Here is a 19361-nt window from a genome sequence, read left to right on the forward strand (position 1 = left end):
GCGAGAGGGAAACGCCCGGTCACATTCCGAACCCGGAAGCTAAGACTCTCAGCGCTGATGGTACTGCAGGGGGGACCCTGTGGGAGAGTAAGACACCGCCGGACTTAACTTAGAAACAACAGAAAAGCCATCCCTCACGGGGTGGCTTTTCTGCGTTAACGAGCCACCCCAGGGTGGCCGTTTCTCGTTAACACCACACCGCAAGCGGTCCCGCTTCGCACTCACCCATCCGTTGGTCGAGTATGCCCTGACCGCCATCGGCACGACCGGGGCCGGCTTCTGGGACGCGACCATGAACTCTTGCGGGGCGTCGGGAGACTCGCGCCTCAGTTCAAACACTCGAACTCGTCACCCCGCAAAAATCCCTACGCCCCACCGACATGACCGACACGTGATTGACGTTGGAACAGCATTCACTTGGGTGGGGTTCTCAGCGCGATTTTGCGTGAGGGATTAGGCTTAGCAAGTCTGTCGAAATGCCGGACTAATTACACAGGAGATACAGTGAGCCCTTCAGGACCCCGCGACGGCGATTCCCGTAACAACGGTCAGGACGACCGTCGTTCGAACCAGAGCGGCCGACCCTCGAATGGGCGACCTGCCGGCGGACGCGATGGCGCGAAGCCACCGTACCGCGGTAACTCCGACCGCCCGCAGCAGGGTGGCGAGCGTCCTGCTTACCGCGGCAACTCGGATCGTCCTGCGCAGGGTGGGGAGCGACCTCCTTATCGCGGCAATTCCGATCGCCCTGCATACGGCGGCAACGACCGGGCTCCTTACCGGGGTAACTCTGACCGTCCCGCGCAGGGTGAGCGTCCCCCGTACCGGGGTAACTCTGACCGTCCTGCGCAGGGTGAGCGTCCCCCGTACCGGGGTAACTCTGACCGTCCTTCCGGTGGAAACGACCGCGCGCCCTACCGCGGGAATTCTGACCGTCCTGCGCAGGGTGAGCGACCTCCGTATCGCGGGAATTCTGACCGTCCTGCCCAGGGTGAGCGCCCTCCGTATCGGGGTAACTCGGATCGTCCGGCGCAGGGCGAGCGTCCCCCGTACCGTGGCAATTCGGAGCGTCCTTCCGGTGGGAGCGACCGGGCTCCGTACCGTGGTAATTCGGATCGTCCTGCCCAGGGGGAGCGACCTCCCTTCCGTGGCAATTCTGAGCGTCCTTCCGGCGGGAACGACCGGGCTCCGTACCGGGGCAACTCTGATCGTCCGGCTCAGGGTGAGCGTCCTCCGTACCGGGGTAACTCTGACCGCCCCGCGCAGGGTGACCGCGCTCCGTACCGGGGTAACTCTGACCGCCCCGCGCAGGGTGACCGCGCTCCGTACCGGGGCAACTCTGACCGCCCCGCTCAGGGTGAGCGTCCCCCTTACCGTGGTAATTCGGATCGTCCTGCCCAGGGGGAGCGACCTCCCTTCCGTGGCAATTCTGAGCGTCCTTCCGGAGGAAACGACCGGGCTCCGTACCGAGGTAACTCTGACCGCCCCGCTCAGGGTGAGCGTCCTCCGTACCGGGGTAACTCTGACCGGCCCAGCAATGACCGGCCGAGAAGCGACAACGACAGCAAGCCGTGGACCCAGCGCGGCGGTTCTCCGAACCGTGCCGGTGCTCCGCGCGTCGATGCCGGCAAGAAGTTGTGGACCCGCGACGGCGCTCCGGCCCGTAACGACCGCGATGCCCGCGTCGTTGAAGAGGAGATGACCGAAGAGCAGCGCATGCAGCGCGAGCTGCGTTCGGTGCGTCCGCGTCACGACGACCCGGAACTTCCCGACGACATTTCGGCCAATGACCTTGACCGCATCGCCCGCAATGAGCTCAAGACCCTCACCAAGGAGAACGCCGAGACCGTCGGCCGTCACCTGGCGATGGCCGCCCGCGTCATCGACGAGAACCCGCAGCTGGCTCACCAGCATGTGATGAGCGCCGCCCGTCGGGCCGGCCGTATCGGTGTTGTGCGCGAAAGCCTCGCGATCACCGCGTATGCCACCGGTGACTTCGCGCTGGCCCTGCGCGAACTGCGCACCTACCGTCGCATCTCCGGCTCGAACGACCAGCTTCCCCTCATGGTCGACAGTGAACGTGGCGTCGGCCGCCCCGACCGTGCCCTCGAGCTCGGCCGCTCGGTCGATCGCAGCACGCTGTCCCCGTCCGTGCAGGTTGGCCTGGCGATCGCCATGTCCGGCGCACGACTGGACCTCGGTGAAACGGATGCCGCGCTCGTCGAGCTCGAAATTCCGCAGCTCAACCCGAACACGGCTTTCTCCTACAGCCCCGAGCTGTTCGCCGCCTACGCTGAGGTGCTGAGCGAACTCGGTCGCGAGGACGAAGCCGACGAGTGGCTTCAGCGGGCCTCCCGCGCCGACGCTGCCATCGGTGCCTCCGGTGACGATGACGAGACCGTCGAAATCGAAGAAATGGAAGAGGACGATGACGCCGCCCTTGCCGCCGAAGCCGCCGACGCTGGAGACGAAGACGACGAAGACGACGAAGACGACGAAGACGACACAGTGGCCGCCGGCGAAGCGGCTCGTGCCGTTGCCCAAGCCGGGCTCAACGCTGTCGCTGCGCCGATTACCGACGCCGACGACGACGCCGACGACGCCGACGACGCCGACGACGCCGACGACATCGTCAACGAAGCGGCGGACACCGCCGAAACCGACGTTGAGATCGATAACGTGAACGAGGCGGACACCGACGCTGCGGCATCCGTTTCGATTGCCGACGCAGACGACGAGACGGAGCCGAATGCTGCATCGCCGAAAGCCTGAGTCGGCGACGCCGCTGGACGGCGTTGACGTTCTGCTGACCGATCTGGACGGTGTGGTGTACGCGGGCCCGGCGGCGATCCCCTTCGCCGTCGAGAGCCTGAACCGTGCCGCTGAGACGATTCGCGTTGGCTACATCACCAATAACGCTTCGCGCACCGATCAGTCGGTCGCTGACCACCTCACCGAGCTCGGGCTGAGTGTGGCGGCAACGGATGTCGTCACCTCCCCCCAGGCAGCCGTGCGGCTGCTCGCCGAGCAGGTCGCACCGGGCGCGAGCATCCTCGTGGTTGGAGGCGACGGTCTGGTCGACGAGGTGCAGAAGGCCGGATTTGTGGTGACCCGCTCGGCCGACGACAAGCCGGCCGCTGTGATCCAGGGTTTCTCGCCCGAGGTTGGCTGGGTGCACCTCGCGGAAGCGGCCTTCGCGCTCAACGCCGACGGTGTGGGCACGGGCATTCCGTGGATCGCGACTAACACGGACTGGACCATTCCGGTCGCCCGCGGCATCGCTCCGGGTAACGGCACGCTGGTTTCGGCCGTGCACACCGCGGTCGGGCGGCTGCCACTCGTGGCCGGTAAACCCGAAGCGGCCATTTTTCTGGAAGCTACTCGGCGGTTCGGCGCGCAGAACGCGCTCTTCATCGGCGACCGCCTCGATACCGACATTCTCGGCGCGAACCGGGCCGGAATTCCCGCCGTGCTCGTGCTGACCGGCATCGACCGGGCTAAGCAGGCCCTGGCCGCCGATAAGGATTCGCAGCCCGCCTTCATCCTTGACAACCTGCAGCAGCTGCACGAACCGTACCCGGAGACCGTGTTCTCCAAGGACGGCTCGACCGCGACGGTCAACGGGGCCAGCGTGCGCGTGCACGGCAATGACGTGCAGATTCTGAAAGACGGTGACGGCGCAATCAATCTGCTGCGCGCCGCCTGCGCTGCGATCTATCGGTCGGGACGGGCCATTTACGGGCTTAACGTTCCGGAGCGACTGTATCTCGCGCAGTAGCCTAGAGCTGTGAACCCCGAACCCGTACCGGTCGATCTCGCCGCGCAACTGGCGAAGATCGAGGCCCAGCCGCTCGAGGCGCGCGCCGCGGCGTTCGGGGAGCTGCACGAGCAGTTGCGCGAACGGCTCGAAGACGCCGACCAGGCTGGCCAGGCATGACCGGCACCAGCACACCCAACGACCAGGAACCAGACGCACCCATGCCTGAGAACGACGCCGACCTTCCCGACGAGTTGAACGACACCGACAGCGTTCCAGAACGGATGCCAGCCTCCCGCCTCGACGCCGCCCTCGCCGATCGGGGGCTGGTGCGCTCCCGAACCGTCGCGGCGAAACTCATCGCCGACGGCCTCGTCACGGTAGACGGACTGCCGGTCGTGAAGGCCAGCACCAAAGTGTCAGCGGATGCTGTTCTCGAGGTGGCCGCGACCGACCACTACGTCAGCCGCGGTGCCCACAAGCTCATCGCCGCCCTCGACGCGTTCAACCTGAGCGTCACCGGGCGCACCGTGCTCGATGCCGGCGCGAGCACCGGCGGTTTCAGCCAGGTGGTGCTCGAACGTGGCGCCGCCCAGGTGATCGCGGCCGATGTCGGCCATGGGCAGCTGGCAGCGCAACTGAAGACCGAGCCGCGTCTGAAACTGGTCGAGGGCTACAATATCCGCTATGCGACACCGGAAACCCTCGCCGGGGCATCCGGAATCGACACCCGACCCGACCTCGTCGTGGCCGACCTGTCGTTCATCTCCCTCACGACCGTGCTGCCGGCCCTCGCGGCCACGGCAGCACAGGGCGCCGACTTTGTACTGCTGATCAAGCCGCAGTTCGAGGTGGGCCGCGGCGGCATTCGGGAGGGCATCGTGCACGACAAGGGCCTGCGCAGCGACTCGATCGCCGGCGTGCTGTGGGCCGGCTGGGACCTCGGCCTGAAAACCTGCGGCGTGATCGCCTCGCCCATTATCGGGGCGGCCGGAAATCACGAGTATCTGTGCTGGATGAGCGCCACGGCCGGCTCAAATCCGACAGAATGGATGGAACGGATCGAAACCGTGGTGGGGGCGTGACGAGTTGAGCGACACCCCGCGGTACTTTCTCATCGTTGCCCATACCGGTCGCCTCGACTCGGTTGAAGCCGCCTCGACGGTCTGCAAGCAGCTTCTCGCCGCGGGCGCCGTGCCGGTGCTGGCCAGCGATGAACGCGCCGACCTGCTCGCTGCCTGCCCGGAGCTCAACGGGCACATCGCCATTCTCGGTGAGACCGTGACAACCGCCGACCTCGAGCTGGTCATCGTGCTCGGCGGTGACGGCACCATTCTGCGTTCGGCCGAACTCGTGCGTGGTTGTTCGGCCCCGCTGCTCGGTATCAATCTCGGCCACGTCGGTTTTCTCGCCGAGAGCGAGCGGGACGACCTCGGTGAGGCCGTGCGCCGCGCCCTTAAGGGCGACTACGAGGTCGAAGAACGACTTGCCCTGTCGGTGCGGGTCAAGGTCGCCAACGAGGTTGTCTACGAAACCTGGGCGCTCAACGAAGTCACCGTCGAAAAGGCCAGCCGCGAACGCATGATCGAGGTTGTCGTCGAGGTTGACGGCCGTCCGCTATCGTCATTTGGCTGCGATGGCGTCGTGTTCTCCACCCCGACCGGCTCGACCGCGTACTCGTTCTCGGCCGGCGGCCCCATCGTCTGGCCGGGCGTCGAAGCGCTGCTGCTGGTACCGCTCAGCGCGCACGCCCTGTTCGCCCGGCCGCTCGTCGTCGGCCCCGATTCGTCCCTGGCCGTCGAGGTGCTCTCCCGCACCGGAGCCCGCGCCGTGCTGTGCGCCGATGGCCGCCGTACCCAGGACCTTCCGAGCGGCGCCCGCGTGATCGTGCGCCGCTCGAGCGTGCCGGTGCGCCTGGCCCGCCTGCACATCGGCCCGTTCACGGACCGCCTGGTCAACAAATTCAACCTGCCGGTCACCGGCTGGCGCGGCCCGGTCGGCCGCGAGTAATTCGATGATCGACGAGCTGTTCATTCGCGACCTCGGCGTCATCGCCGAGGCGACGCTGCCGCTTGGGCCTGGATTCACCGCCGTCACCGGTGAAACCGGCGCCGGAAAAACCATGGTGGTCACCGCGCTCGGCCTGCTACTCGGCGATCGAGCGGATGCCGGCACCGTGCGGCAGGGCCAGCCGCAAAGTTTCGTGCAGGGCCGCTGGGTCATCGACCCCGGCGGTCCCGTCGCTGAACGCGTGCGCGACGCCGGGGGAGACCTCGACGGCCCCGAACTCATTCTCGGACGCTCCGTCTCGAGCGAAGGGCGCAGCCGGGCGACGGTCGGCGGACGCGGCGCTCCGGCGAGCGTACTCGGCGACCTGCGCAACGACCTCGTCGTCGTGCACGGCCAAAGCGACCAGGTGCGCCTGCGCTCCGCCGCCGCCCAGCGCGACGCCCTCGACCGCTTCGCCGGGTCCGACCTCTCCGCAGTGCTCGCCGACTACCAACACGCCTTCCACCGCTGGCAGGCCAACCAGACCGACCTGGACCGGCTCGTCACCGAACAGGATTTGCGCTCCCGCGAAGCCGACGACCTGCGGGCCGCCATCGCTGAGATCGAAACGGTCGCCCCGCAACGCGGCGAAGACGCCGAGCTCGGTGAACGGGCCGAACGCCTCGGCAACCTCGAAGAGTTGCGCTTGGCCGGGGAACAGGCCCGCCAGCTCATCTCCGCCGAAGATAACCCCGACGACCTGCCTGACGTTGTCGCGCTGCTCGAAACCGCCCGGCGCGCCCTCGACCGGGTCGCCACCCACGATGTGGCGCTGCCACCGCTCGTCACAGCGATCGCCAACGTCGGTTTCGTCGTCGCGGATATCGCCGCCGAACTCTCCAGCTACCTCGCCGGCCTCGATGCCGACGGTGCCCGCGAACTCGAAATCGTGCAGGAACGCCGCGCCGAACTGAGCATCCTCGCCCGTAAATACCCCGGCGGCCTCGACGAGGCCATCGAATTTCTGGATACCGGCAGCACCCGTCTGCTCGAGCTCGACTCCGACTCCGACCGCATCGAAACCCTCACCGCTGAAACGGATGCCGACCATCTGCTGGTCACCGATCTCGCCACCGCCCTCACCGCGCTCCGTGCAGCGGCAGCCGTGCGTCTCGGTGCCCTGGTCACCGCAGAGCTCGGCGCACTGGCAATGCCGGACGCCGTCCTCCACGTGGAGGTCGAGCCAGGGGCCGAATTCACCGTCACCGGCTGCGACCTCGTGCGCCTACTGCTGCAGCCCCACGCCGGGGCCGAGCCGCGATCGCTCGCACGCGGGGCATCCGGTGGCGAGCTGTCTCGGGTCATGCTCGCTATCGAGGTCGTCATCAACGCGACCGACCCGGTGCCCACCTTCGTCTTCGACGAGATCGACGCCGGCGTCGGCGGCGCCGCCGCGATTGAAATAGGACGGCGACTGGCCCGCCTGGCCGAAACCGCCCAGGTGATCGTGGTCACCCACCTCGCTCAGGTCGCCGCGTTCGCCGTGAACCACCTCAGCGTGGTCAAGGACAGCGACGGATCCGTCACCGCCTCGAGCGTGCGCCAGTTGCGCGGCGAGGATCGGGCCGCCGAAATGGCCCGCCTGCTGTCGGGTCTGCCCGACTCGAAGAGCGGCCTCGAACACGCCAGAGAACTGCTCGACCTCGCCCAGTCCATCCCGCCCCAGTCAGCGACAAAAATCAGGTGATAGCATTGAAGCCCGTGGTGGAAAATATAATTGCGGACAGATCAGGACCGAGCAGGTCAAACGGCACAACCAAGCACATCTTCGTGACCGGGGGTGTGGTCTCCTCGCTCGGTAAGGGCTTGACGGCGGCCAGCCTCGGAAACCTACTCACGGCACGCGGCCTGAGGGTCGTCATGCAGAAGCTCGACCCGTATCTCAACGTCGACCCGGGAACGATGAACCCGTTCCAGCACGGCGAGGTCTTCGTGACCGACGACGGCGCAGAGACCGACCTCGACATCGGGCACTACGAACGTTTTCTCGACATCAACCTCGGCCAGTCGGCCAACGTGACGACCGGGCAGATCTACTCGCAGGTGATCGCCAAGGAACGCCGTGGCGAATACCTCGGCGACACCGTGCAGGTCATTCCGCACATCACCGACGAGATCAAACGCCGCATGCGCCTGCAGGCGAGCGATGAGGTGCGCCCCGACGTCATCATCACCGAGGTCGGCGGCACCGTTGGTGACATCGAGTCCCAGCCGTTCCTCGAGGCTGCCCGTCAGGTGCGCCACGAACTCGGCCGCGGCAACGTCTTCTTCGTGCACGTCTCGCTCGTTCCGTTCCTCGGCGCGGCCGGCGAGCAGAAGACCAAGCCCACCCAGCACTCCGTCGCGACACTGCGTTCCATTGGAATTCAGCCGGACGCCCTCGTGCTGCGCAGCGACCGGCCCGTCTCCGAGGCGAACAAGCGCAAAATTGCGCTCATGTGCGACGTTGACGAAGACGCCGTGGTCAACGCCGTCGACGTCGCGTCGATCTACGAAATCCCCACCATGTTGCACGACCAGGGCCTCGACAAGTACATCGTCAACGCCCTCGGCCTCGTCGCTGACGGCGTCGACTGGACCGGCTGGGAGAACCTGCTCGAAGCCGTGCGCCACCCCAAGCACGAGGTCACCATCGGCCTGGTCGGCAAGTACATCGACCTGCCGGATGCCTACCTCTCGGTCACCGAGGCGCTGCGAGCCGGCGGGTTCGCCAACCAGGCCAAGGTCAAAATCGTCTGGATCGGCTCCGACGACTGCGAGACCGACGAGGGAGCCGCGCGTCTGCTCGGCGAACTTGACGGCATTTGCGTGCCCGGCGGGTTCGGCATTCGCGGCATCGAGGGCAAGCTCGGCGCCCTCAAATTCGCCCGCGAAAACGGCATCCCGGTGCTCGGACTGTGCCTCGGCCTGCAGTGCATGGTCATCGAATACGCCCGCAACAAGGCCGACCTGCCCGGCGCCTCCTCCAGCGAGTTCGACCCGGAAACAGAGTTTCCGGTCATCGCGACCATGGAAGAACAGGTCGAAATCATCGCCGGCGGCGACCTCGGTGGCACCATGCGCCTCGGCCTCTACCCGGCAACGCTCGCCGAGGGATCCCTCGTCGCCGAGCTGTACGGCGCCAATGAGGCGTCCGAACGTCACCGCCACCGCTACGAGGTCAACAACGCCTTCCGTGACCAGATCGCCCTGGCCGGCCTGTGGTTCTCCGGAACCAGTCCGGACCGCCACCTGGTCGAATACGTCGAGCTCAAGCGCGACGAGCACCCGTTCTACGTCGGAACCCAGGCCCACCCGGAGCTGCGGTCCAGGCCGAACCACGCGCATCCGCTGTTTCGCGGCCTGGTCGCCGCAGCCCTCGACCGCCAGCAGGCCAGCCGGTTGTTCGAGGTGAAGGAAGAGCTCAGTGCCTGAACCACTGCAAGATGACGTGGCTCCGGTCACGGTGACCGCGAGCGAGGTCGTCTTCGACGGCGCCATCTGGAACGTGCGCCGCGACAGCTTCGAGTACAACGGCGCGAGCATCACCCGCGAATACCTCGACCACCCCGGCGCGGTGGCCGTGCTGGCCCTCGACGAGCACGACCGGGTACTGCTGATCAAGCAGTACCGGCACCCGACCGGCCTGCGCGGCTGGGAGCTGCCCGCCGGGCTGCTCGACGTGAGCGGCGAGCATGCCCTGATCGGTGCCCAGCGCGAGCTCGCCGAAGAAGCGGATGTCGTCGCCACCGACTGGGCGCTGCTCACCGAGTTCTACACCTCGCCCGGCGGCAGCAATGAAGCTATCCGGGTCTACCTGGCGCGCGGCGTCTCGGCGGTTCCCGCCTTCGCACGCACCGAAGAAGAAGCCGATATCGAGTTGCGCTGGGTGTCCCTCGACGACTGCGTCGACGCCGTCCTGGCGCGGCGGGTCGAGAACCCGATCCTGATCGTGGGTATTCTGGCCGCGCACGTGGCCAAGTCACGCGGGTGGAGCACGCTCGCGCCGGCCGACTTGCCGTGGCCGCGGCATCCACTCAACCGGCACGTCACAGCCTAGGCATGACGATCGCCACGGCGGTAGATGGGTATCTGCGGCACGTGGCGGTCGAGCGCGGTCTCGCCGCGAACACCGTCGCTGCTTACCGCCGCGACCTCGGGCTGTACACGGCGTGGCTGGCCGGCCAGCCTGATTCTGACGCCGGGGATGCTGTCATTGCGGGTGCGGGTGCGGGTGCGGGTGCGGCTGCTGCCGACGCCCCGGCGCGCCCGATCACGAACCTGCGCGCCATCACCCGGCACCACGTGTCGGCATTTGTGCGAAACCTCGGCCTACGTCCGGAGTCGCCGCTGACCGCCGCGTCGATCGCGCGCATCCTCTCGACCGTGCGTGGATTCCATCGGTTTCTGCTCGGTGAGGGCCTGGTCGAAACGGATGTCGCGCACGACAGTAAGCCGCCCAAACTCGCCCTGCGCCTGCCCAAGGCCATCTCGATCGAGCAGGTGGCCGCGCTGCTCGCGGCGACCGACGGCGACGATGTGCAGCGCCTGCGCGACAAGGCCCTGCTCGAATTGCTCTACGCGACCGGCGCGCGGGTGAGTGAGGTGGTCGATCTCAACGTCGACGACGTGCGCCTCGAAGACTTCGACTCCGTGCGGCTCACCGGCAAGGGCGACAAGCAGCGCATCGTTCCTGTCGGTAGCTTCGCCCGCGCCGCCGTCTCTGACTACCTGGTTCGGGCCCGGCCGATGTTGTCGGCGCGCGGACGGTCGACGCCGGCACTGTTTCTCGGGCTGCGAGGGCAGCGAGTGAGTCGGCAAAACGCCTGGCTCATCATTCGCGCGGCTGCCGAACGCGCCGGACTCACTGTGCCCGTCTCCCCGCACACCCTGCGGCATTCCTTCGCGACACACCTGCTCGCCGGCGGCGCCGACGTGCGCGTCGTGCAAGAACTGCTCGGCCATTCGTCGGTAGCCACCACCCAGATCTACACCCTGGTCACAGCAGACACCCTCCGCGACATGTACACCCTCTCCCACCCAAGAGCCCGCTGATAATTGCGCGAGAGCGCAAAAAGTGCCCGTATGGCGAGTCCAAACGGGCACTTTTTGCGCTCTCGCGAGCGGTGGCAGGGGGTGCGCGGCGATCCTTGCGAAGACCGGGCGATCTAATCGCTAGAATCGACCAAGTGATGGGTGCAGGACAAATCAAGGGCGGGCCAGTGACGCGTAAGTTGAGCGAGCGGATTTCGCTTCCCGGTTTCGATGAGATACCGGTGGGCCCGACGGGACGCGAAAAACACGAATTCGCCGAACCGGAGCCGTTGAAAAGCCACGGTCCGGCCCGCATCATCTCCCTGTGCAACCAGAAGGGTGGCGTCGGCAAGACCACGACGACCATCAACCTCGGTGCCGCCCTGGCCCGCTACGGCCGCCGCGTGCTCGCGATCGACTTCGACCCGCAGGGCGCCCTCTCGGCCGGACTCGGCGTGCCCACGCACGACGTCACCACCATCTACGACCTGCTGCTCAACGGCAAGGTCGACCCGAAAGACGCTATCCAGCCGACCTCGGTCGAGGGACTCGACGTCATCCCGGCCAATATCGACCTCTCTGCCGCCGAGGTGCACCTGGTCAACGAGGTCGCCCGTGAGCAGATTCTGTCCCGCGTGTTGCGCAAGGTGTCCGGCGACTACGACGTCATTCTCATCGACTGCCAGCCGTCGCTCGGCATTCTCACCGTGAACGCGCTCACCGCGAGCCACGGCGTGCTGATTCCGCTGGAGTGCGAATTCTTCGCCCTGCGCGGTGTCGCCCTGCTCATCGAAACCATCGACAAGGTGCGCGACCGCCTCAACCCGGCGATCGAACTCGACGGAATTCTCGCCACCATGTACGACTCCCGCACCCTGCACTCCCGCGAGGTACTCGAGCGAGTCGTCGACGCCTTCGGTCACAGCGTGCTCGAAACCGTCATCGGCCGCACCGTCAAGTTTCCCGACGCGAGCGTGGCCGGGGTACCCATCACCGACTTCGCGCCAGAGCACGCGGCTGCCAAGGCCTACCTGCAGGTGGCCCGCGAATTGATCCACCGTGGCGCAGTCGCCTAGCGCGGCCGAGAAGCCCGCGTTTTCGGTCGCCCTCGGCGTTTTCGAGGGTCCGTTCGACCTGCTGTTGAAACTGATCACCCGGCACGAACTCGACATCACCGAGATCTCGCTCAGCCAGGTCACCGACGAGTTCATCTCCTACCTGCGCGGCCTTGACGCGGCGGAAGAACTCGACCAGGCCACCGAATTTCTGGTCGTCGCCGCGACACTGCTGGATCTCAAGGTGGCCGGACTGCTTCCGCAGGGCGAACTCGTCGACGCCGAAGACGTCGCCCTGCTCGAAGCCCGCGACCTGCTGTTCGCCCGCCTGCTGCAGTACCGCGCCTTCAAGCAGGCCGCGACCTGGTTCAGCGGGCAGCTCGAGATCGAGACCCGCCGACACGTGCGCTCGGTGCGCCTCGAAGAGAAGTACCGCCAGAAGACCCCAGAGCTGGTCTGGACGCTCTCCCTCGCCGACTTCGCCGCGCTGGCAGCCGTCGCCCTCGCCCCGCGCGAGCTGCCCAGTGTGGGCCTCGACCACCTGCACGCGCCGCTCGTGAGCATCCGCGAGCAGGCCGCCTACGTCGTCGCCATGCTGCAGCCGGGGGAGCCGGTCTCGTTTCGTGCGCTCATCGCCGGCACCGACGAGAAGGGCGTCATTATCGCCCGCTTTCTCGCGGTGCTCGAGCTGTACCGCCATGGTGCCGTCTCCTTCGACCAAATCGAGCCCCTCGGTGAGCTCACCCTGCGCTGGAGCACCCAGTCCTGGACCGACGAAACCCTCGCCTCGCTCGGAGCCGACTATGACAATTGAAAACCCGACCACCGACACCCGGTCACGCACGCCGCAAACGGATGCTGCAGCATCCGCTTCACCGGCCGCCAGCGAAAGAGACCAAGACCAGAACGCCGCAGACCACTCCCTCGACCGCCAGCTCGAAGCCGTGCTCATGGTCGCTGACGAACCGCAGGGGCTCGTACACCTCGCGACCGCCGTCGGGCGGCCCATCGCCGCGGTGGCGGCATCCGTTGCCCGGCTGGTCGCTGATTTCGACGGCCTGCGCAGCACCGACGGTACCCAAACGGTGCGTCGCGGCTTTGAGCTGCGCGAGGTCGCCGGCGGCTGGCGCATCTACGTGCGCGCCACCCACGACGAACTCGTGACCGACTTCGTGCTCACGCAGAATCCCAGCCGGCTCAGCCAGGCGGCCCTTGAGACGCTCGCCGTGATCGCCTACAAGCAGCCGATCAGCCGCGGCCAGGTTGCGAGCATTCGGGCGGTCAACGTCGACTCCGTCGTGCGTACCCTGCTCGGGCGCGGCCTGGTCACCGAGGCCTTTACCGACAGTGAAACCGGCGCGATCAACTACGCCACCACAGACTTGCTGCTTACCCAGCTCGGAATCAACTCGCTCGACGAGTTACCCCACCTATCGCCGTTGCTTGACGGCGGAACCGACGGATTCGAGGATCTGCTTTGACCGACAACATCCCCCAGGACCAGACGCCCCGCGACCCCAACTTCAACCCGGAGGCCGCCGCCGACGGCGTCCGCCTGCAGAAGGTACTGGCCTCGGCCGGCGTCGCCAGCCGCCGCGTCTCCGAAGATCTCATCACCTCCGGTCGCGTGCGGGTGAACGGCAAGGTCGTCACCGAGCTCGGTCGCCGCGTGCACCCTGAAACCGACCAGGTCGCCGTCGACAACGTGGCCGTGCAGCTCGACACCACCCGCCGGTACCTCATGCTCAACAAGCCGGTCGGCGTCGTCTCCTCGATGCAGGACGAGAGCGGCCGCCCCGACCTGCGCGAGTTCACCGACCAGTTCGATGAACGCCTGTTCAACGTGGGCCGGCTCGATGCCCAGACCAGCGGCCTGCTCATTCTCACCAATGACGGCGACCTCGCCCACGTGCTCGCCCACCCCTCCTTCGGTGTCTCCAAGACCTACATCGCCAAGGTGGAGGGCCGCGTCTCGCCGCAGACCATCGGCCAGCTGCAGAGCGGCATCGAACTCGACGACGGCCCCATTCACGCCGACAAGGCCCGCATACTGACGAGCCCTCCCGGCGGCGGCTACAGCATGGTCGAGCTGACCCTGCACTCCGGCCGTAACCGCATCGTGCGACGGATGCTCGACGCCGTCGGTCACCCCGTGGTTGATCTGGTGCGTCGCCAGTTCGGGCCGCTGAACCTCGGCACCCTGCAGCAGGGCGCCGTGCGGGAACTCACCCGCGAAGAACTGGGCCAGCTGCTCACAGTGTCCCGCCAGGCGCCGAGCGCGCGCCCTGATGCTAACTAACTCCGCGCGAACTAAGGACTGAAATCCATGGCTGAAAGCCGCCTCGTCGGCCCGGTGCGCATCGTCGGCGTCGGCTTGCTCGGAACCAGCGTCGGCCTCGGCCTGCGTAACCGCAAGATCGAAACGATCCTTAGCGATGCCTCGCCGACCAACCTGCGCATCGCGATCGATTACGGCGCCGGCCGGGCCGCCCAGCCAGACGACGAGCCGCAGCTGATCGTGGTCTGCGTGCCGCCCGACGTCACCGCCGACATCGTCGCCCGCGAACTCGAGGCGTACCCCGGCGCGATCGTGACGGATGTCGCAAGCGTCAAGCTTGCCCCACTGGCCGAGCTGCGCGAGCGTGGCGCCGATATCAGCCGCTACATTGGATCGCATCCGCTGGCCGGTCGGGAGAAGGGCGGCCCGCTCTCCGGCCGCGCCGACCTGTTCATCGGCCGCCCCTGGGTCGTTGCCGCACACGACGCGATCAGCTATCAGCAGGCGGGAGCCATTGACGACCTCATCCTCGACCTCGGCGCTATTTTGGTCGAGATGACGCCCGAGGAACATGATCTCGGCGTCGCCCTGGTCTCGCACGTCCCGCAGGTCATCTCGACCCTGATGGCCCGCCGCCTCACCGGTGCCGCGCACTCCTCGCTGAACCTCGCCGGTCAGGGCTTGCGCGACGTGACCCGCGTCGCAGCGAGCGACCCCGATTTGTGGGTGCAGATTCTCGGCGCCAATGCCGGCCCGGTGCGCGATGTGCTGCTGGCCTACCGCGACGACCTCGACCGGTTCATCGATGCCCTAGAAGACCCCGCCAAGCCGGGGGCGCAGCGTCAGATCGCCGAAGAACTCGGCGGGGGCAACGCCGGAGTGGCCCGACTGCCCGGAAAACACGGCCAGGACCGGCGTTTCTCCTCGATGGTGGTCATGGTCAACGACCAGCCGGGCCAGATTGCCCGCCTGCTCAACGACATCGGCGACCTTGGAGTTAACCTCGAAGACTTACGCTTGGAACACTCGCCGGGCGCGCAAATCGGCCTCGCCGAAATCTCCGTACTGCCCGAGGCCGTCACTCGCCTCACCGAAGAGCTGGCCGCCCGCGGCTGGCGGATTGCTGGTTAACGCATGGCACGTCACGCCTTCCCCACCCTCGTCGCCATCGACGGACCGGCCGGCAGCGGCAAGTCGAGTGTGAGCCGTGCTGCCGCACGCCGCCTTGGCTTCGCCTACCTCGACACCGGCGCCGCTTACCGGGCGCTGGCCTGGCTGGCTCTCGACCGCAACACCGACAGCAGCCAGGCGGATGCCGTCACCGCGCTCCTGAAAGACTTCGACTACTCGATCGGTACCGACCCCGACGAGTACTTCGTGACGGTGGGGGAGACCGACGTGACCGACGCCATCCGCTCGCCGGAAGTCAGTGCAGCGGTGAGCGCTGTCGCCCGCGTTCCCGAGGTGCGGGCTGCGCTCACCGAGCTCTTTCGCAGCCTCGCCGCGAACGTGGATCGGCCCGGTGTCGTGGTCGAAGGACGCGACATTACGACCATCGTCGCCCCCGAGGCGGAGGTGCGCATTCTACTCACGGCATCCGAGGAGGCTAGAATGGCTAGACGCTCTGCGGAAATAACGACCCAGTCGGCTGAAACCGTGGCAGAACAGCTGCGATCGCGAGATCGCGCTGACTCACAGGTTGTCGATTTCATGAGCGCCGCAGACGGTGTGATAACCGTCGACTCCACCCATCTCGACTTCGAGCAGACCATTGAAGCGGTCATCGACGTCATACACACACGCACGAAGCGGGCTTTGAATGAGTAACGAATACGACGACACGAGCTCAGCGCTCGATACCGAGCTGGCGGAACGACTCGCCAATCTCGATGAGGAACTCGCCACCCGGCGTTCCGCCGCGCTGCGCACGGACCTCGACAACTACGACCTCGACGAGGAAGACCTCGACGTACTGCGGGCCGTCACGAACGACCCCGACGCCATCCAGTACCTTCCCGCCGTTCCGGTGATCGCTATCGTCGGCCGCCCAAACGTGGGCAAGTCGGCGCTGGTGAATCGAATCCTCGGCCGCCGCGAAGCCGTTGTGGAGGACACTCCCGGTGTCACGCGAGACCGGGTTGCCTACAAGGGGGAGTGGCACGAACGCAAGTTCAGCCTCGTCGACACCGGCGGCTGGGAGCCAGACGCCAAGGGCATCGACGCTTCCGTCGCCGCTCAGGCCGAGATCGCCATCGACCTGTCCGACCTCGTCATGTTCGTCGTCGACTCCAACGTGGGCCCGACCTCGACCGATGAGGCCGTCGTGCGCATGCTGCGCAAGAGCGGCAAGCCGGTCTTCCTGATTGCCAACAAGGTCGACGACGTGCGCCAGGAACCCGAAGCGGCCAGCCTGTGGTCGCTCGGCCTCGGCCAGCCCTGGCCGGTCTCCGCCCTGCACGGTCGTGGTGTTGCCGACCTGCTCGATGCGATCCTGCTCGTTCTGCCCGAAATCTCCAACGTTGCCAAGCAGGAGGTCGGCGGCCCGCGCCGCGTGGCCATCCTCGGCCGCCCGAACGTCGGAAAGTCCAGCCTGCTCAACAAGGTGGTGGGGGAGGAGCGCGTTGTTGTCAACGAGCTCGCCGGCACAACCCGTGACCCGGTGGACGAGCAGGTTGAACTCGGCGGTAAGGTGTGGCGCTTCGTCGATACCGCCGGCATCCGTCGCCGTGTTCACCTCTCGCAGGGCGCCGACTTCTACGCCTCGCTGCGCACCAGCGCCGCCCTCGAAAAGGCCGAGGTTGCCGTCGTGCTGCTCGACGTGACCGAGGTCATCAGCGAGCAGGACGTGCGCGTCATCGACCTCGTGATCGAGTCGGGCCGTGCGCTCGTGCTCGCCTTCAATAAGTGGGACCAGATCGACGACGACCGTCGCCGCTACCTCGAACGTGAAATCGAGCAGGACCTGGCCCACGTGGCGTGGGCCCCGCGCGTGAACATCTCCGCCAAGACCGGTCGCCACATGGAGAAGCTGGTTCCGGCCCTCGAGCTCGCGCTCGAATCGTGGGACACCCGCATCGCCACCGGTAAGTTCAACGCCTTCCTCGCCGAGCTTGCCGCAGCCCACCCGCACCCCGTGCGCAGCGGCAAGCAGCCGCGCATCTTGTTCGGCACCCAGGCCTCGAGCCGTCCGCCGACGTTCGTGGTCTTCACCACCGGGTTCCTCGACCCAGGCTACCGTCGCTACATTCAGCGTCGCCTGCGCGAGATCTACGGCTTCGAGGGAAGCCCGATCAACCTCAGCATGCGCGTGCGCGAGAAGCGCAAACGCTAACTTTTTTTGAACGGATGCGGTCGGGCCTGTTTATGCAGGTCCGGCCGCATTTTTCGTATCCGGCGGGCATCGTTATGAAGTTGGAATGTTCCGGGTCGATTTGTGTCTTCGGATATTCTGAGCCAAGCTCAAGTCTTACCCTAATGGCTCCCTACAGCCGACCACCTGCACGTACCGAACTTGTGCGCGACCCGGAATATACATAACGAGCCCATGGCATATAAAGAAGCCCGCACGTCCAAAATCGACCACAACTCAACCGGTACCCCTCAACACCTCGCCGTAAGTAGCTCGCCCCGGGCTCGACGATTGGCTGTTTGGGCGGCACTTGCCGCCTCGACGATCGCCCTCTCGGGGCTCGCTGCTGTTCCGGCTATCGCCGAAGTAGGCGGCTCCGACCGAAGCGGTGCCGACCGAAGCGCTGCCGACTCGATGAGCCCGTCCATCGTTGTCCCGGCCGGCGAAAGTGTCACCACCCGATTGGGCAATGTACCTACCGGCCTGAGCTCCATCGACGTGGAATACTCCACATCGAACGATGGAGTGCCCACCCAGGTCGAAATTTCTGTCGGCCCCGAGAACACCCAAACCTATTCATTCACCGCTCCGACCGGAACGAGCGCTAAGGCCACCATCACGGTTCCCGTGACGGATAAGACCGACGGCACGATCACCGCGAGCAGTAACGCCTCGACAGTGTCGCTGAATCTCGCCCTCGTCGGTTTCGAACGCGGCGAGGCTGGTCGCGCGCCAACGCCCAGTCCCGTGCTGGCACCAGCTCCGAAGCCGTCGCCCACGCCGACTCCCGAGCCCACCCCGGCCCCCGAGCCGACTCCGACGCCCGAGCCCACCCCGACTCCCGAGCCCACTCCGACGCCCACTCCCACTCCGACGCCGGCTCCCGAGCCCACCCCGTCGCGTGGCGGTATGCCCGGTAAGTCCAACACCGGCGTTCCTGCCGGTACCGCGCTCACCGTACACAACGATGACATCACTGTCACCAAGGCCGGCACCGTGCTCGATGGCCTCGACATTCGTGGTCTGGTCAAAATTGAGGCCGCGAACGTCACCATTAAGAACTCCATCATCCGTGGTCGCGAATTGAACGGCATCGGGGCGCTGATCAATAACCTCGGCGGCTTCAGCAACCTCGTGATTGTCGATACCGAGCTGCGCCCCTCCATCGCGTCGCCCGACGCCATGGGCATCTACGGCTACAACTTCACCGCGACCCGGTTGAACATCAACAATGTCATCGACGGAATCCACGTCACCGGCAGCAACGTCGTGATCAAGGACAGCTGGATCCACGACAACCTGCACTACCGGAACGACCCGAATCACGGCGGTACGCCGAGTCACGACGACTCGATCCAAATCCAGGTCGGCAGTAATATCAGCGTCACCGGCAATCGCCTGACCGATGCGTACAGCGCTGCGGTGCAGATCACGCAGGACCGTGGACGGGTCGCCAACTTCTCGTACACGGACAACTACGCTGACGGCGGGCACTGCACCGTGAATATCGCCGAGAAGGACTATGGGCCTCTCCAGGGTACGACGATCACCGACAACGAGTTCGGCCGCGACACCAGTCTGAATAATTGTGCTGTCATCGCGCAGACCTCGACGAAGATCGACTTCGCTCGTAACTACTTCACCGACGGCAGCCCGGTGAAAATTTCCAAGGGGTAATTCTCAAAAATCCTTAAACGGATGCGGCCGGACCTGTTGACCCAGGTCCGGCCGCTTTTTTCTGTCCAAATTTTGCAAAGTGTCTACCCCTGAACGAGGGGTGAAACTGAGAAAGTGATGTGATCGCTTGTAGCATTGCCCATTGTGGGTAATGCTCATCTTACTCATCAAGGCCTCCTACAG

At 66.1% G+C, this 19361-nt stretch carries 17 protein-coding genes and 1 rRNA gene; all 18 read left to right on the top strand.

Annotation, left to right across the window (positions count from 1 at the left end; all coding sequences use genetic code 11):
- Positions 1-104 (top strand): 5S ribosomal RNA (gene rrf / locus E3T46_RS08305); the annotation flags it as partial.
- Positions 105-1635: 1531 nt separating this feature from the next.
- The gene (locus tag E3T46_RS17860; RefSeq protein ID WP_166790214.1) at positions 1636-2772 is read left to right on the top strand and encodes a hypothetical protein; all 1137 of its coding nucleotides are present in this window, start codon (positions 1636-1638) and stop codon (positions 2770-2772) included.
- Positions 2750-3778, top strand: coding sequence for an HAD-IIA family hydrolase (locus tag E3T46_RS08310; RefSeq protein ID WP_134444523.1), 1029 nt, complete (start codon positions 2750-2752; stop codon positions 3776-3778). Before E3T46_RS17860 ends, E3T46_RS08310 begins: the two co-directional genes overlap by 23 nt.
- 9 nt (positions 3779-3787) lie before the next feature.
- A complete protein-coding gene (locus tag E3T46_RS17865; protein WP_166790215.1) occupies positions 3788-3937 on the top strand; it encodes a hypothetical protein in 150 nt (49 codons plus the stop codon).
- A gap of 104 nt (positions 3938-4041) precedes the next feature.
- Positions 4042-4842 (top strand): TlyA family RNA methyltransferase, encoded by an 801-nt coding sequence (locus E3T46_RS08315; protein WP_134473497.1) that lies wholly within the window; start codon positions 4042-4044, stop codon positions 4840-4842.
- 4 nt (positions 4843-4846) lie between these two features.
- The gene (locus E3T46_RS08320; protein ID WP_134444521.1) at positions 4847-5767 is read left to right on the top strand and encodes an NAD kinase; all 921 of its coding nucleotides are present in this window, start codon (positions 4847-4849) and stop codon (positions 5765-5767) included.
- 4 nt (positions 5768-5771) lie between these two features.
- Positions 5772-7493: a DNA repair protein RecN gene (recN, locus tag E3T46_RS08325; RefSeq protein ID WP_134578194.1), complete on the top strand. Its 1722-nt coding sequence runs from the start codon at positions 5772-5774 to the stop codon at positions 7491-7493.
- A 14-nt stretch (positions 7494-7507) separates the two neighbouring features.
- On the top strand, positions 7508-9220 hold the full coding sequence (locus E3T46_RS08330; protein ID WP_277870945.1) for a CTP synthase: 1713 nt from the start codon (positions 7508-7510) through the stop codon (positions 9218-9220).
- On the top strand, positions 9213-9845 hold the full coding sequence (locus E3T46_RS08335) for an NUDIX hydrolase (RefSeq protein ID WP_134578195.1): 633 nt from the start codon (positions 9213-9215) through the stop codon (positions 9843-9845). Before E3T46_RS08330 ends, E3T46_RS08335 begins: the two co-directional genes overlap by 8 nt.
- 2 nt (positions 9846-9847) lie before the next feature.
- Positions 9848-10840, top strand: a complete 993-nt coding sequence (locus tag E3T46_RS08340) for a site-specific tyrosine recombinase XerD (RefSeq protein ID WP_134578196.1) — start codon at positions 9848-9850, stop codon at positions 10838-10840.
- Positions 10841-11007: 167 nt separating this feature from the next.
- A complete protein-coding gene (locus E3T46_RS08345; RefSeq protein WP_233195351.1) occupies positions 11008-11895 on the top strand; it encodes a ParA family protein in 888 nt (295 codons plus the stop codon).
- On the top strand, positions 11879-12688 hold the full coding sequence (locus E3T46_RS08350) for a ScpA family protein (protein ID WP_134578197.1): 810 nt from the start codon (positions 11879-11881) through the stop codon (positions 12686-12688). Before E3T46_RS08345 ends, E3T46_RS08350 begins: the two co-directional genes overlap by 17 nt.
- Positions 12678-13355: an SMC-Scp complex subunit ScpB gene (locus E3T46_RS08355; protein WP_134578198.1), complete on the top strand. Its 678-nt coding sequence runs from the start codon at positions 12678-12680 to the stop codon at positions 13353-13355. The genes E3T46_RS08350 and E3T46_RS08355 overlap by 11 nt, the downstream gene beginning before the upstream one ends.
- Positions 13356-13363: 8 nt before the next feature.
- On the top strand, positions 13364-14173 hold the full coding sequence (locus E3T46_RS08360) for a pseudouridine synthase (protein WP_134467890.1): 810 nt from the start codon (positions 13364-13366) through the stop codon (positions 14171-14173).
- Positions 14174-14200: 27 nt separating this feature from the next.
- Positions 14201-15283 carry a prephenate dehydrogenase gene (locus E3T46_RS08365; RefSeq protein ID WP_134467860.1) on the top strand — a complete coding sequence of 361 codons (1083 nt, stop codon included), beginning with the start codon at positions 14201-14203 and terminating at the stop codon, positions 15281-15283.
- Positions 15284-15286: 3 nt separating this feature from the next.
- A complete protein-coding gene (gene cmk, locus E3T46_RS08370; RefSeq protein WP_134578199.1) occupies positions 15287-15979 on the top strand; it encodes a (d)CMP kinase in 693 nt (230 codons plus the stop codon).
- Complete coding sequence (der, locus tag E3T46_RS08375; protein WP_134578200.1) at positions 15972-17483, top strand: ribosome biogenesis GTPase Der; 1512 nt, start codon at positions 15972-15974, stop codon at positions 17481-17483. The genes cmk and der overlap by 8 nt, the downstream gene beginning before the upstream one ends.
- 213 nt (positions 17484-17696) lie before the next feature.
- A complete protein-coding gene (locus E3T46_RS18215) occupies positions 17697-19178 on the top strand; it encodes a hypothetical protein (protein WP_194092396.1) in 1482 nt (493 codons plus the stop codon).
- The last annotated feature ends 183 nt before the right edge of the window (positions 19179-19361 follow it).

The organism is Cryobacterium sp. Hh11 (assembly GCF_004404045.1).
Classification (GTDB): domain Bacteria; phylum Actinomycetota; class Actinomycetes; order Actinomycetales; family Microbacteriaceae; genus Cryobacterium; species Cryobacterium levicorallinum.